At 65.7% G+C, this 15,027-nt stretch carries 13 protein-coding genes; all 13 read right to left on the bottom strand.

What is annotated here, in order from left to right; all coding sequences use genetic code 11:
• Position 1: 1 nt before the first annotated feature.
• Positions 2-982, bottom strand: coding sequence for a P-type conjugative transfer protein TrbG (gene trbG, locus AC2VLV_RS02445; protein ID WP_059401151.1), 981 nt, complete (start codon positions 980-982; stop codon positions 2-4).
• Positions 979-1,683: a conjugal transfer protein TrbF gene (gene trbF, locus AC2VLV_RS02440; RefSeq protein ID WP_486988463.1), complete on the bottom strand. Its 705-nt coding sequence runs from the start codon at positions 1,681-1,683 to the stop codon at positions 979-981. The genes trbG and trbF overlap by 4 nt, the downstream gene beginning before the upstream one ends.
• A gap of 18 nt (positions 1,684-1,701) precedes the next feature.
• Complete coding sequence (trbL, locus tag AC2VLV_RS02435) at positions 1,702-3,036, bottom strand: P-type conjugative transfer protein TrbL (RefSeq protein ID WP_013517133.1); 1,335 nt, start codon at positions 3,034-3,036, stop codon at positions 1,702-1,704.
• Positions 3,037-3,048: 12 nt separating this feature from the next.
• On the bottom strand, positions 3,049-3,774 hold the full coding sequence (gene trbJ, locus AC2VLV_RS02430) for a P-type conjugative transfer protein TrbJ (protein WP_013517134.1): 726 nt from the start codon (positions 3,772-3,774) through the stop codon (positions 3,049-3,051).
• Complete coding sequence (trbE, locus tag AC2VLV_RS02425; protein ID WP_059894160.1) at positions 3,771-6,206, bottom strand: conjugal transfer protein TrbE; 2,436 nt, start codon at positions 6,204-6,206, stop codon at positions 3,771-3,773. The genes trbJ and trbE overlap by 4 nt, the downstream gene beginning before the upstream one ends.
• A gap of 9 nt (positions 6,207-6,215) precedes the next feature.
• Positions 6,216-6,488, bottom strand: coding sequence for a VirB3 family type IV secretion system protein (locus tag AC2VLV_RS02420; RefSeq protein ID WP_013517136.1), 273 nt, complete (start codon positions 6,486-6,488; stop codon positions 6,216-6,218).
• Positions 6,485-6,862: a TrbC/VirB2 family type IV secretion system protein gene (locus AC2VLV_RS02415; RefSeq protein WP_013517137.1), complete on the bottom strand. Its 378-nt coding sequence runs from the start codon at positions 6,860-6,862 to the stop codon at positions 6,485-6,487. The genes AC2VLV_RS02420 and AC2VLV_RS02415 overlap by 4 nt, the downstream gene beginning before the upstream one ends.
• On the bottom strand, positions 6,859-7,893 hold the full coding sequence (gene trbB / locus AC2VLV_RS02410; protein WP_013517138.1) for a P-type conjugative transfer ATPase TrbB: 1,035 nt from the start codon (positions 7,891-7,893) through the stop codon (positions 6,859-6,861). Before trbB ends, AC2VLV_RS02415 begins: the two co-directional genes overlap by 4 nt.
• Positions 7,890-8,336: a CopG family transcriptional regulator gene (locus AC2VLV_RS02405; protein WP_013517139.1), complete on the bottom strand. Its 447-nt coding sequence runs from the start codon at positions 8,334-8,336 to the stop codon at positions 7,890-7,892. Before AC2VLV_RS02405 ends, trbB begins: the two co-directional genes overlap by 4 nt.
• Entirely contained in the window at positions 8,333-10,333 is a 2,001-nt protein-coding gene (locus AC2VLV_RS02400) for a conjugal transfer protein TraG (protein ID WP_041715981.1), read from the bottom strand. The genes AC2VLV_RS02405 and AC2VLV_RS02400 overlap by 4 nt, the downstream gene beginning before the upstream one ends.
• Positions 10,334-10,551: 218 nt before the next feature.
• Positions 10,552-10,824, bottom strand: a complete 273-nt coding sequence (locus AC2VLV_RS02395) for an EexN family lipoprotein (protein WP_009523287.1) — start codon at positions 10,822-10,824, stop codon at positions 10,552-10,554.
• A gap of 35 nt (positions 10,825-10,859) precedes the next feature.
• Positions 10,860-11,753, bottom strand: coding sequence for a LysR family transcriptional regulator (locus AC2VLV_RS02390; RefSeq protein ID WP_013517141.1), 894 nt, complete (start codon positions 11,751-11,753; stop codon positions 10,860-10,862).
• A 69-nt stretch (positions 11,754-11,822) separates the two neighbouring features.
• Complete coding sequence (locus tag AC2VLV_RS02385; RefSeq protein WP_486988462.1) at positions 11,823-15,011, bottom strand: CusA/CzcA family heavy metal efflux RND transporter; 3,189 nt, start codon at positions 15,009-15,011, stop codon at positions 11,823-11,825.
• Positions 15,012-15,027: the final 16 nt, after the last annotated feature.

The following is a 15,027-nucleotide window of genomic DNA, read 5'->3' as shown; positions in this document are numbered from 1 at the left end:
GTCAGTTCCTCCGCGTTCCGTCCGTGCGTTCGATCCGCACCACGTCGCCCTTGTCCCCGCCTAGGCGCAGTTCGGCGGCGCCGAACAGGCGATCAACGATGTAGTACGGCGAGCGGAAGCGGTAGTTCACCAGTTGTCCGTCGCCCTGCGCGCCAATCACGAACAGCGGCGGCAATTCGCCCTGGGCGATGCCCGGCGGAAACTGGATGTAGACCTTCTCGCCATCATCGAAAGCGCGCAGCGGCTTCCATGGCGGATTGCTGCCGCTGACCGCGTAGCGGAAACGGATCCTCTCCAGCGACAGGCCGCTATCGACCGGCGCGGCGGCGCTCGCTGCCTGCGCCTGGCGCTGCAAAGCCAGCATCCTGTCCTTGGGATATTCCCAGGACACCGATGCCATCCAGGTCTTCTCGGTCGAGGTCAGCTCCAGCAGGTACGTCCTGCGGCTGGTGGTGACGACGAGATTGGTCTTCAGGGCCGAGCGGATCGGCTTGACCATCACGTTGACGCGCAAGGCGTCGCCGCTGCCGCTGGACGTGTCGCCCACGATCCAGCGCACCGTGTCGCCAGCAGCGACAGTCACCAGTTCCTCGCCCGGCTGGAGCGCGATCACCGTCACGCGGCCCACGGCCGCATAGACCTGATATAGCGCGCCGTCCGTGAAGGGCCACACCTGGATTGCGTTGACGTAGCCCTCGCGCGTCGGCGCAATGCGCGCTTCGGCATTGGCGCGGGACACGCGCACGGTTTCATCGGCGGGTTCTGCGGCGGGCTTGGCATCCGGCACAGGCTTCATCTGAGCCGGCATCGGCAGCACTTGCGGCATGGCCACCACCTCCACCGGCGCAGGCGGCTCCGGTAGCGGCTGCGCCTGCACCGGCTCATCGAGCGAGATGGACGGCGGCGGCTTGCCCTGCGTGGCGCAGGCCGCCAGGGCCACAAGCGTCAGCACGGAAGCGTAAATACGGAAAGACAGGTTCATGGTTTTGCTCCTTCGGAAGAATCCAGTTCGCGGCTCCACGACAGGCCATTGACGTAAATGCCGAGAGGGTTCTTGCGCAGGCGTTCCTCGGTGCGTGGCGTCTGCTGCACGATGGAAATCACGGCGTTCCAGCGTTCAGTGCCTGCGGCGGCGCCGTTGACGTAGCGCCGTTCCGTCCAGCGCACGTTGAAAGACGTGTCGCTGGCACGGGTCACGCTGGCGATCTGCACCGTCACCGACTCCTTGCCGATGCGCGCGAACGGATCGTTCACGCGGGCGTAGTCGTTGAGCGCCACGGCGCCCTTGTCGGTGGTGTAGTCGTAGGCGTCGAGCCAGTTCTGGCGGACGACAATGGGGTCGATGGACAGCGAGCGCACCAGCGTCACGAAACGCGCGATGTGGTGCGCCGTCTGCGCATCGTTCGGCCGGTAAGGCGTGGCGGCTTCGCCCACGGTGCGCACCTGGCCCGCGTTGTCCACCTCCACCACATAGGGCGTCACGATGGACTGCGCCGAGCGCCACACCAGGCCGCCGGCCATCAGCAGCGCGAGCGTGAGGCACCCGAAGGCCATCAGCCGCCAGTTCCTCGCCTGCACGCGCGGCGAGCCTATACGGTCGTCCCACACCTGACCGGCAGCTTGGTACGGGGTGGCAGGCTGCGGCGTGTCGGCGTAGCGCACCTGCGGTCGTTTGAATTGCATGGGTGTTCTCCTTGAGGATCAGGAATCGGAATCGCGCAGGCTCGGCCCCTGGCTGGAGCTGCCGCCGTCGCCCCCGCGCAGCGTGTGGGCGGCTGTCGTCGCGGCGTGGGTGAGTTGCTGCCTGCGATGCAGGCGCTTGGCCCAGGCGGGTTGCTCGACGGGCGGAGATGAACCAGCAGCGTCAGGCCCGGCGGATGCAGCGCTGGATGCCTGCGCGTCGTCAGGCCCAAAAGCCGCCGCCATGCGCTCTTTCATCGAGCGCGCCCCGTCGGCAACCTTCTGCCCGGCCGCCCGCGCGCCAGTCTTGGCGACATTGCCTACGCCAGCGGCGGCACCCTTGAGGCCGCCACCGGCCGAAGCGGAGCCCGCCTGATATGCCGACCTGGCAATGCTGGCGGTTGATGTCATCGAGCGGGCGGCTGCGGGGGCCATGCGCGCTCCGGCCGTCACGGCACTACCGACGCCCGCAGCCGCGGCACCGACCGCCACAGCGGTTCCGGCTGCGCCGATGGCGGCACCAGCCATCGCGCCTGCGCCAAGCTGCGGCCCACCCGATACCAAGCCCGTCGCGATGCCCGGCCCAAAGATGCCCAGGGCCAGCATCGCGAGCGAGGCCAGCATGATGACCAATGCCCGGTCGATCGACGGCTCCGAGCCGGCCGGTATGTTGAACTCGGAGAACAGCCCTGAGCCGATGCCCACGATCACGGCAAGCACCAGCACCTTGATGCCCGACGACACCACGTTGCCCAAGACCTTCTCGGCCAGGAACGCTGTCTTGTTCCAGAGGGCGAACGGCACCAGCACGAAGCCCGCGAGCGTGGTCAGCTTGAACTCGATCAGCGTGACGAAGAGCTGCACCGCCAGCACGAAGAAGCTGACGATGACCACCATCCATGCGAAGAACAGCACGACGATGGGCATGATGTGGATGAACACCTCGGGGAAGCCCGCCATCTCCTTGATCTGCTCAAGAATGGGCGCCCCGGCGTCGATGCCCACCTTGGCGAGCCGTCCCGGCTGCAAGAAGTTGCCCAAGCTCAAGGTCGAGCCGCTGGCCGTCAGGCCCAGGCCCGCGAACGAGCGGAACACCGCGCTGGCGAGCATGTTGAAGTTGCCGATGATGTAGGCGAAGGCACCGACATAAAGCACCTTGCGGAGCAATTTGGAGATCACGTCCTCGCCCTGGCCGGAGGCATGGCCCATTGCCCAGAACAGCCCGGCGAGCGTCATGTCGATGACGATCAGCGTGGCCGTGAGGAACGCCACCTCGCCGTGCAACAGCCCAAACCCCGAGTCGATGTAGCGCGAGAAAACATCGAGGAAACGGTCGATGACCGAAACGTCGTTCATGGCCCGACCCCGTCAGCGGCTATAAAAATCGACGGTCTGAGGCGTGTACGGCGTGCCTCCACCCAAGAAGCGCCGGTTCACCTCGCGGCCCCGCTCCACAGCGGCGGCCTGCCGCGCCAGCTCTAGCGAAGCGGCACGATCCTGAGTGATGTTCAGGCGCTGTGTCTGGATGGACTGCTTGGCCTGCAAGGCCAGAAGCTGGTTGGTGGCTTGCATGGCCTGCAAAGCACCCACGGCCGATTGGCTCTTGCCCACGAGGTCGGCCAGCACGCTTTCGTCATCGCTCAGGTTCTGCGATGCCTGGGCCTGCATCTGCATGGTGGTCTGCAAGCCATTGAGCGTGTTCTTCCAGCGTTCCTGCGCGTCGCGGTACATCTGGTTGCCGCTCACCGTGGCGGCGTATTGCTCTGGATACAGGCGCTGGAACTCCCGATCCAGATTCGTCACGTCATAAGCCAGGCCTCGGGCCTGGGCGATCAGCCGCTGGGTGGTCGCCAGGTTGGCGCGTAACTGGCCGACCACGCTGGACGGCAGGCTGGCCAGGTTGCGCGCCTGGTTACGCAGCATCTGCGCCTCGTTCTCAAGCTGCTTGATCTGGTTGTAGATCTGCTCCAGCGTCTGGATGGCCGTCAGCGTGTTCTGGATCAGGTTCGTAGGGTCGATCACGACCCATTGCGCATGGGCAGTGGCGGTGCAAAGCATGGCCGCGACGGCGGCGGCGAGTAGACGCCTTTTCATGATGGGTTCTCCTGGAGGTGGGTGGACGGGAACGTGGAAAGCAGGTCGGCGGCCCAATGCAGGCCGCGATGGCGCAGCCACGCGGCTGCAAACGGGGTGACAGCGGATGAAGCGGCGAGCACCGCGTCGATGTCGCGCTGGTCTTGCGGTGTGGACGCACCCGCGAAGGCGAGCGCCGCCGGCCCCAAGTCGAGGTCGAACAGGCGGTTTCCGAGGCGGGATTGGTAGTAGTAGTCGCGCTTGGGCTGCCCGGTAGCGACGATCTCGATCTGGCGGCTGTTGAGGCCGAAGCCTTCGTAGATAGCTCGGATTTGCGGCTCGGTCGCCTGCGGGTTCGGCAGAAAGATGCGGCTCGCGCAGCTTTCGATGATCGCGGGCGCGATGCTCGAATCCTTGATGTCGGCCAGGCTCTGCGTGGCGAAGATGACGCTGACGTTCTTCTTGCGCAGCGTCTTGAGCCACTGGCGAATGCGCGCCGCAAACACCGGGTCATCGAGGAACAGCCACGCTTCATCGAGGATCAGCAGCGTGGGCGCACCGTCAAAGCGTTCATCGAAGCGCGCAAAGAGGTAATGCAGCACGGCCATGACGGCGGCCTTGCTGTGCATCAGCTCCTCCATCTCGAAGCACTGCACGTCGGCCATGCCCAGCCGATCATGGTCGGCGTCCAGCAGCTTGCCGTGCGCGCCACCCAACACATAGGGCGCGAGCGCCTGCCGCAGCGAGTTCGATTGCAGCAGCACCGACAGACCCGTCATCGTGCGCTGCTCCACGGGCGCACCAGCGAGACTGCCGAGCGCCGACCAGATGGCAACCTTCTCGTCGGGGCCGACCGCGACACCTTCGTGCCGCAAGCGCCCTTCGATCCATTCGGCCGCCCAGGTGCGGTAGCCCTCACGGTCGATGCGGGCCAGCGGCTGGAAAGCAATCTCGCCATCCATCCCGAGGTCGTAGTGCTCGCCGGCCAGGCCCAGGATCGTGGCGCGCATCGAGCGCCCCATGTCGAAGGCGAAGATGCGTGAGCCGCGATAACGCCGAAACTGCATCGCCAGCGTAGCGAGCAGGACGGACTTGCCCATGCCGGTCGGCCCGGCCACCAGCGTGTGGCCCACGTCGCCGATGTGCGTGACCAGCCGGAATGGCGTCGCGCCTTCGGTGCGGGTCACGATCAGCGGCGGGCCGTCGAGGTGGGAGTTTTTCTCCGGCCCGGCCCATACGGCGGACACCGGCATCAGGTGCGCCAAGTTCAGCGTCGAGACGATGGGCTGGCGGACGTTCGCGTAGGCGTGGCCGGGAATCGACGACAGCCACGCCTCCACCGCGTTCAAGGTCTCGGGGATCGTCACGAACCCACGCCCTTGAATCACCCGTTCCACCATGCGCAGCTTCTCGTCGGCCTTTGCCGGGTCGGCGTCGAGCACCGTCACCGTGGTGGTGACATACCCGAAGGCCACCTGGTCGCTGCCCAGCTCCTGCAACGCTGCGTCTGCATCGGCCGATTTGTTGCTGGCGTCGGTATCAACCAGCGGGGTTTCCTGCTGGAAGATGGTTTCGCGCAGCAGCGCGATGACGTTCTTGCGCTTGGCGAACCATTGGCGGCGCAGGCGGGAAAGTTCCTTTTCCGCATCGGCTTTGTCCATGCAGAGGAACCGGGTTGACCAGCGATAGCCAAAGCCGAGGCGGGTGAGGTCGTCCAGAATCCCCGGCCAGGTCGAGGTCGGGAAGCCCCGCACCGACACCACGCGCAGGTGCTGGTCGCCCAGCATGGGCGCCAGGCCGCCAACCAGTGCGGAATCCGTCAGCAGCGCGTCGATGTGGAATGGCACTTCGGGCACGCTGACGCGGTAGCGCCGCGTGGAGATGGTCGAGTGCAGATAGGTCAGCGTCTGGCCGTCATCGAGCCAGGCGATTTCCGGCATCACGCCATCGAGCAGGTCGAAGACGCGATCGGTTTCCGCCACGAAGGCCGTCAGGCGCTCGCGCCAGTCCACGCCTTCGGTGGGCCGGTTCTCGTACAGCATCCCCGCCGCGCGGGCGCGCGATTCCTCGGGCGGCAGGTACACCAGCGTCAGGTGGTAGCCGCTCTCGAAGTGGTTGCCCGAGTCCTCGAACGTAGCGCGGCGTTCCTCGTCCACCAGCCACGAAAGCGGCTCGGGAAACTCCGAGTGCGGATAGTCGGCGGCGGCGCGGCGCTCGGCCTCGATGAACAGCGCCCAGCCCGAACCGAGCCGGCGCAGCGCGTTGTTCAACCGCGCAGCCGTGGCGATCAGCTCGCCCTGCGTTGCGCTATCGAGGTCGGGGCCACGAAAGCGCGCCGTGCGCTGGAAACTGCCGTCCTTGTTCAGGACGACGCCCGGCGCAACCAGTCCAGCCCAAGGCAGCCAGTCGGCCAGCAGCGCGGGCCGCTGGCGGTATTCGGCAAGGTTCAGCATGGCATTCCCTCACACGTCCAGCAGCGGCCGGTGCTTGATGTGCCGCGCGAACACGGCCATGAACTGCGGATCGACTCGGGCACCCCACACCGCCAGCGAATGGCCGGCGATCCACAGCACCACGCCGGGAATCCACAGTTGCAGGCCCAGGCCCACGGCGGCGGCCAGCGTGCCGTTGGTGATGGCCACGGTGCGCGGAGCGCCGCCCATCAGGATCGGCTCGGTCAGAGACCGATGTAGCGGCACCTCGAAGCCGGGCATTCCATCGTGCGGGCCGTTCATACGACGGCCCCACCGGAGAAGCTGAAGAACGACAGGAAGAAGCTCGAAGCGGCGAACGCGATGGACAGGCCAAACACGATCTGGATCAGCTTGCGGAAGCCGCCCGAGGTATCGCCGAAGGCCAGCGCCAAGCCCGTGGCGATGATGATGATGACTGCGACGATGCGCGCCACCGGCCCCTGGATGGATTCGAGGATAGATTGCAGCGGTCCTTCCCAGGGCATCGAAGAACCGGCGGCCTGCGCAGTACCTGCGAGCAGCAGCATGAAGGCAGCGAGCATCAAGCCCTGAATGGCCGGGCGAGCCAAGCCATGCAGCCGTGCGGGCCGAGGAAGCGGATTTGCGGAAATACGGAAAGCATCAACGTGCGTCATGGAAGTTCTCCAGAGTGGTCAGGGGACGGGGAGGAAAGGTCGGACTGCGGCAGCAGCTCCGGGAATGGAGCCTCAAGCGCATCCGCCAGGTGGTAGCCCACGCCATCGAAGCCGATGACGCGGGCGATGCTCTCGATGCGGCGCTTGCGCCCGCGCCCAGCGATGTGGATGACCACATTGACCGCTTCCGCGATCAACGCACGGGGCGGGTTCACCGCCACTTCGAGGATCAGTTGCTCCAAACGCAGCAGCGCGCCCAGCGCGGAGCCGGCATGGATCGTGGCAATGCCGCCCGGATGGCCTGTACCCCACACCTTGATGAGATCCAGCGCTTCGGCGCCGCGTACCTCGCCGACGACCACGCGATCCGGGCGCAGGCGCATGGACGAACGCACCAACTCGGTCATGGACACGACGCCCTGGCGTGTGCGCAGCGGCACATGGTCGCGGGCCGCGCATTGCAGCTCCACAGTGTCTTCGAGCACCAGCACGCGGTCGCCCGTGGCGGCGATCTCCGCCAGTAGCGCATTGGCCAAGGTGGTCTTGCCGGTGCTCGTCCCACCTGCGATCAGGATGTTTTGGCGCTCGCGCACGGCGCGCACCAGCAGACCCGCCTGCGCGGCGGTCATCATTCCGTCCTCGATGTAGCGCGACAGCGGGATCACGCCAAAGGCGCGCTTGCGCAAGGCGAAGGCCGGCCCCGGTGCGGCGGGCGGCAAGATGCCCTCGAAGCGCTCGCCCGTCTCGGGCAGCTCCGCCGTCAGGAGCGGCTGACCGCGATGCACCTCGGCGCCGACGTGGGCCGCGACGAGGCGGATGATGCGTTCACCGTCCGCCTCGGACAGCTCCACACCCATCGGTGCGCGACCCGACGAAAGCCGGTCGATCCACAAGGTTCGATCCGGGTTCAGCATGACTTCCACTACGTCGGGGTCTTCCAGCGCGGCGGCGATCAGCGGCCCCATTGCCGTGCGCAGCATCTGGATGCGGCGATCCAGGGAAACGGCGGTGAAGGAAGGAACGGCGCTCATGACGCGCGCTCCTGCGCGTCGTCCATGCGTGCCGGGTCTGGATGCAGTTCTTCCACCACGTCCCGCACCAGACTGCGACCGCGCAGCAAATGCCGCCCGAGTTGTTCGACGAACTGCTCGAAGCGCGCCTTGCCCTGGGCGCGCGCTGCGTCCTGATGCGCTTCGGGCACGGGCGTGCTCACCGTGAGGAAGTAGCGGATGAACAGTGCCAGCGTCTCGATCTGGATGTTCAGGTCGCGCTCCATGCGCTCGGCGTGCCGTGACAAGCGATCCAGGCGCTTGGCAATTGCTGCTTCGCGCTGGTCGGCGGCATCGGGCGACAGCCACGATGCCAAGGCGGCAGCGACGATGCTGGACTTGGATACGCCTTTCTTGGCGGCCAGTTCGTCGAGCCGCTTGCCATGCTCAGGCTGGATGAACACGTTGAGGCGGTGTTGGGTCATAGGTCGATTCCGTCGTCAGGGTCGAGGGAAGCCAGCCGGGCCGTGCGCTGCATGGCCGGATCAAGCTGGCGCGGAAGGGGAAGCGGCAAGTCGTCGTCGTCATCGAGCAACCCGAGGTCGGCTGCGGGCGCGGCCAGCTCGGGGTCGTAGGCGACGGTTTCGGAGAGTTCAGGCTGACGGCGCGGGCCGCCTTCATCCGTGGAACCCAGGCCATCGGCGGATGCCGTGGCCGGTGCGGCGGGCACGGCGGGGATCGCCAGCCCGCTCCAGTCGTCCGGGCGTAGCGGCGGCGCGTCGGCGTACTGACCGCCTGCAAGCACAGGCGGCGGCAGCACGCGGCGCTTGAAATTGGCGTCCGCGTAGTAGCGCAGCTTCTTCGCCTTGATCGGTGCCACGCTGGACACCATCACCACGGCCTCGTCGGGCGGAAGCTGCATGACTTCACCCGGCGTCAGCAGCGGACGCGCGGTTTCCTGGCGCGACACCATCAGGTGGCCCAGCCACGGCGCAAGCCGGTGGCCCGCGTAGTTGCGCTGGGCGCGCAGCTCGGTGGCCGTACCCAGCGTCTCGGAGATCCGCTTGGCGGTGCGCTCGTCGTTCGTGGCGAACGTCACGCGCACATGGCAGTTGTCGAGGATGGAATGGTTCTGCCCATACGCCTTGTCGATCTGGTTGAGCGACTGCGCGATGAGAAAGCTGCGGATGCCGTAGCCCGCCATGAAGGCCAGCGCCGTCTCGAAGAAGTCCAGGCGCCCCAGCGCCGGAAACTCATCGAGCATCAGCAGCAGCTTGTGACGGCGCTCGATGCCATCGGAGCCATCGAGCGATTCGGTGAGGCGCCGGCCGATCTGGTTGAGGATCAGGCGAATGAGCGGCTTCGTGCGCGAAATGTCCGAAGGCGGCACCACCAGGTACAGCGACACCGGATGCTCGGCCGCGATCAGGTCGGCGATGCGCCAGTCGCAGCGCGATGTGACTTCGGCCACCGTGGGGTCACGGTACAGGCCGAGGAACGACATGGCGGTGCTCAACACGCCGGAACGCTCGTTGTCCGATTTGTTGAGCACTTCGCGCGCGGCCGACGCCACCACCGGGTGCGAGCGATCGCCCAGGTGCAGGGTCGTCATCATCCGGTGCAGCGTCAGCTCGAACGGGCAAGCCGGGTCAGACAGGAAGTTGGCGACGCCGCACAGCGTCTTGTCCTCGCCGGCATAGAGCACGTGCAGAATCGCGCCGACCAGCAGCGCATGGCTGGTCTTCTCCCAATGATTGCGTTTCTCTAACGCCCCTTCGGGATCGACCAGAATGTCGGCGATGTTCTGCACGTCGCGGACTTCATGCACGCCGCGCCGCACTTCCAGCAGCGGGTTGTAGGCCGCTGACTGGCTATCCGTCGGGTTGAACAGCAAGCAATGCGAAAAGCGCGAGCGCCAACCGGCGGTGATCTGCCAGTTCTCGCCTTTGATGTCGTGGATGACGGCCGAAGCTGGCCAGGAAAGCAGCGTCGGCACCACGAGGCCCACGCCCTTGCCCGAGCGCGTGGGCGCGAAGGTCAGGATGTGTTCCGGGCCTTCATGGCGCAGGTACTGGTGGTCGTGCTGGCCGAGGAACACGCCGGTCGGCTGCGTGAGGCCGGCCTTGCGAATGTCATCCGCGTTCGCCCAGCGGGCCGAGCCGTAGGTCGTGACCAGGCGCGATTGCCGCGAGCGCCAGATCGACATGCCGATGGCGACCACCACCGCCAGCAATCCGCTGCCGCCTGCGATGGCGCCGCCGGTGTCGAACACGCGCGGCGCATAGGCATCGAAGACGAACCACCACTCGAACAGCCGCCACGGGTGATAGACCGGCGTACCGAAGAAATCGAACCAGGGCGAGCCAAGGCGTAGCTGATAGCCCAGGGCGGCGGCTGTCCATTGCGTGGCGCTCCACACCCCAGCGATCACGATGCCGAACACCACGGCAATCTGACCGAACAGCACGTTCGTTCCCTGCATCATCCAGCCTCCGATCGCGGCACAGGCATGTGCCGCCCTCGTGAGGATCAGTGCCGCTGGGCGTGCCGGTCAAAGACCGTTATCGGCAGGTTGATGCCGCAAAAAGCATGGTTTCCGGCAGGGAAGAACTGGGGCGAAAGACCGCCACAACGGGCGCGCTGCTGCGCAGCGCGCAAAAAGGCGCAGGCACGCGCAGGTGCGTTGCGGCAAACCGACCATCAGAACTTCGGCGGTTCCTTCGGCGGCGTATAAGGCACCTTGCCGTCACCCAGGAAACGCCGGTTCGTCGCCTCGGCCACTCGGTTGCACAGCACGTCGCCCATCGTCGGACGATCCGTCTTGCACTGCTGGCGCAGTTCTCGCAAACGCACGGGGTCAGCAGCCAGTTCCTCCACGCTGGGCACGGCGGCGGGCTTGGACGGCTCAGACTTGCCGCAGGCGACCAGCAGAACTGCTAGCGACGACATAGCGATGATCTTGGATAGGTTCATGGCTTGAATCCTCCGAAGTGAAACGGGGCCAATGGCTAAGCGTCTCCCGGTCCCAGGGCTTCGACCCGCTCGATAAAGCGGGCTAGCGCCTGCGACGGCTCGGCGTCGCGGCGCAGCAGATAGGTGGTGAGCATGGGCGACTTTCCCGCGAGCGGTCGGCCTACCACGCCCGGCTCGCGGCTGGAAGCGATGTGCGCGGCGCCTGCGAGCCCCAGCGCCAGGCCGGCCGACACGAAAGTCATCATCACGTCGAACGTGGCGACGTACTGTTCGATCAAGGGCTCTCGGTCCTGCTTGCGCAGGATGCGGTCGATCTGCTTGGCATGGCCTTCGCAAACTGCCGGGTCGCCCAACACCAGGGGATGTTGCAGCACTTCATCCAGCGGCACCCGCCTGTGGGCCAGTAGTTCATGGCGCGCGGGCATGGCCACCATCAGCTCGTCCTCCCAGGCGGGTTCGATGATGATGCCGTCGCCCACCTCGTCGGCCATCGAGAAGCCCGCGTCGTATAGATCGTCACGCAGGCCGCTGAGTTGCTGGGCCAGCGGCACCTCGAACAGGCGGATCTCGATCTCCGGGTCTTCCTCGCGGCAGCGCGCCAGCAGCGCCGGCAGGCGCGAGGGGGTGATGCCGTCGGACAGCGCCACGCGCAACCGGCCGTGAAAGCCATTGGCTGCCGCCTTCACGCTCTCACGCGCCTGGTCCAGCGCCAGCAGCACGCGAGGCGCGTTCTCCATCAGCAGCTTGCCCGCCAGCGTCAGGCGCGTGCTGCGGCTGGTACGCACGAACAGTTGCGCGCCCAATTCCTCTTCCAATTCCCTGATGGCGCGCGACAGTGGTGACTGTTCGATATGCAACCGCTCCGCAGCGCGGGCGAAGTGAAGCTCTTCGGCAACGGCCAGAAAGTACCGGAGGTGACGCAATTCCATGAGTCGATGTCCCTGTAAAGCTTAAAGGAGTCTGTCGTGGTGCCGTAACGGCGTTCATCGTTTGTCCTTTCAAGCGGTTACGCCCTCATGTGCTGGCTCTGCCGTGACATCCTCTTCCTGCTCATCCGGGCGATGGGCCAGCCGGTACAGGATCGGCAACACCAGCAGCGTCAGCATGGTGGAAGACAAGATGCCGCCAATCACCACGGTGGCCAACGGCCGCTGTACTTCCGCGCCGGTGCCCGTAGCAATGGCCATCGGGATGAAGCCCAGCGATGCCACCAGGGCCGTCATCAGCACCGGCCGCAAGCGCGTCAGCGCGCCCTCGCGGATGGCTTCGTCCAGCGGCGTTCCAGCCTCACGCAGGCTGCGGATGTAGGAAATCATCACCAGGCCATTGAGCACGGCGACGCCCGACAGCGCGATGAAGCCGACGGCGGCGGAGATCGACAGGGGAATGTCGCGCAGCCACAGCGCCAGGATGCCGCCGGTCAGCGCGAACGGAATGCCGGTGAAGACCAGCAAGCCGTCCTTGACGTTGCCGAACATGGCGAACAGCAGCACGAAGACCAGCAGCAGCGACACCGGCACGACGATTTGCAAGCGCTGCGTAGCGGATTGCAGGTTCTCGAACGTGCCACCCCAACTCGTCCAATAGCCCGTGGGAATCTTGACCTGCGCCAGCGCGGCCTCGGCGTCGGCCACGAAGGAGCCCACGTCACGACCGCGCACGTTGGCGCTGACCACGATGCGGCGCTTGCCGTTTTCCCGGCTGACCTGGTTGGGGCCGGGCGCCAGCTCGAAGCTCGCCACCTCGGCCAGTTGGATGAAGTTGGTTCGGCCCTCGGCGCCACCCGTGCCACCCGTTGCGCGCGGCAGCGGAATCGGCAGGCGCTTCATGCTTTCCAGGTCGTTGCGCAACGATTCCGGCAGGCGAACCAGGATGTCGAAACGGCGGTCGCCTTCAAACAAGGTGCCGGCCTCGCGCCCGCCGATGGCCGTGGCCACCACGTCCTGGATGTCGGCTACGTTCAGCCCGTAGCGTGCGGCTTTCTGGCGGTCGATGTTCACGGTCAGCATGGGCAAGCCGGTGGTCTGCTCCACCTTGACCTCGGACGCGCCAGGAATCTTCTGCAACATGGATGAGACTTCCTCACCCGTCTTGTTCAAGACATCCATGTCGTCGCCAAAAATCTTCACTGCCACATCACTGCGCACTCCCGAGATGAGTTCGTTGAAGCGCAACTGGATCGGCTGCGAGAACTCATAGTTGTTCCCCGGCACCTTGCCCACGGTCTCCTGAATGGCCGCCAGCAATTCGTCGCGTGACTTGCGCGGCTCGGGCCACTCGGACAGGGGCTTGAGCATGATGTAGCCGTCGGAAATGTTCGGCGGCATCGGGTCGGAGGCGATTTCCGCCGTGCCAGTGCGCGCAAAAACGCGGTCGATCTCAGGGAATTTGGCCTTCAGCGTCGCTTCCAGTTGCTGCTGCATCGCCACCGATTGCGTCAGGCTGGTACCCGGAATGCGCAGGGCCTGGATGGCGAAGTCGCCCTCGTTCAGGCTGGGCACGAACTCGCTGCCCATGCGGGTGGCAATCAGGCCGCACAGCACAATCGCCACGGCGGCTGCCGCCAACACCACGGCCTTGGCCGCCATCACGCGATCCAGCAACGGGCCGTACCAGCGCTTGGCTTGCACCACCAAGAAGTTTTCCGTCTCGCTGACCCGATGGCCGATGAACAGGGCGACCGCCGCCGGAATGAAAGTCACCGACAGGATCATGGCCCCCACCAGCGCGGCCACCACGGTGAACGCCATCGGGTGGAACATCTTCCCTTCCACACCCGTCAGGGCAAAGATGGGCAGGTACACCACCATGATGATGAGCTGCCCGAACAGCAGCGCGCGGCGCGATTCCTTGGATGCCAGGAACACCTCGTGAAAGCGTTCCGCCCGCGTCAAGGGCCTGCCAAAGTGCGCCTGCGCATGGGCCAGACGGCGCACGCAGTTCTCGACGATCACCACCGCCCCGTCGATGATGATGCCGAAATCCAGCGCCCCCAGGCTCATCAGGTTGGCGCTCACCTTGTAATGCACCATGCCCGTGAAGGTGAACAGCATCGACAAGGGAATCACCGTCGCCGTGATGATGGCCGCACGGATGTTGCCCAGGAACAGAAACAGGATGACGATCACCAGGATCGCGCCTTCCAGCAGGTTCTTCTTCACCGTGGCGATGGCCTTGTCCACCAGCACGGTGCGGTCGTAGACCGTCACCGCGTGCACGCCCTCGGGCAGGCTGCGGTTGATCTCCACCATTTTCTTGTCCACGGCCTGCGACACCGTGCGACTGTTCTGGCCGATGAGCATGAAGACCGTGCCCAGCACCACTTCACGGCCGTTGTCCGTGGCGGCACCGGTGCGCAGTTCGCGCCCCATCCCAACGTCCGCCACGTCGCGCACGCGGATGGGCACCCCGCCCGCGCTGCTGAGGATGACGTTGCCGATGTCCTCCAGCGTCTTGACCTGCCCAGGCGCCCGGATCAGATACTGCTCGCCGCGCTTTTCGATGTAGCCCGCGCCCACGTTGCCGTTGTTGCGGTCCAGCGCCGTCACGATGTCTTGCAGGGTGACGCCCAACGAAGCCAGACGCGCGGGGATAGGCGCGATCTGGTATTCCTTGGCATAGCCGCCGATCGAGTTGATTTCCGTCACGCCGGGCACGTTGCGCAACTGCGGCTTGATGATCCAGTCCTGGATCTCGCGCAGGTCGGTGGCCGTGTAGGGTGTGCCGTTGGGCTTCTTCGCACCGTCCTTGGCCTCGACCGTCCACAGGTAAATTTCGCCCAGGCCGGTGGAAATCGGCCCCAGTGCAGGCGTGATGCCGGCGGGCAGTTTGTCGCGTGCCTCCTGGATGCGCTCATTGACCAACTGGCGCGCGAAGTAGATGTCGGTGCCGTCCTTGAAGATCACCGTCACTTGCGACAGACCATAGCGCGACAGGGAGCGGGTCTGCTCCAGGTTGGGCAGGCCCGCCATCACCGTTTCAATCGGGTACGTCACCCGTTGCTCGACCTCCAGCGGCGAATAGCCCGGCGCCTGCGTATTGATCTGCACCTGGACGTTGGTGATGTCCGGAACGGCGTCGATGGGCAGCTTCTGATAGCTGAATACGCCAATGGCGGCCATGCCGATGGCGGCCAGCAGCACCAGCCATCGGTGCTCGATGGCCGCGCGAATAAGTTTTTCAAACATGGACGTGGCTCCGGCA

The organism is Thiomonas sp. TH-17, from assembly GCF_057473305.1.
The sequence above is the reverse complement of the archived record's forward strand: the minus strand, read 5'-3'. Positions and strand labels throughout refer to the sequence as shown.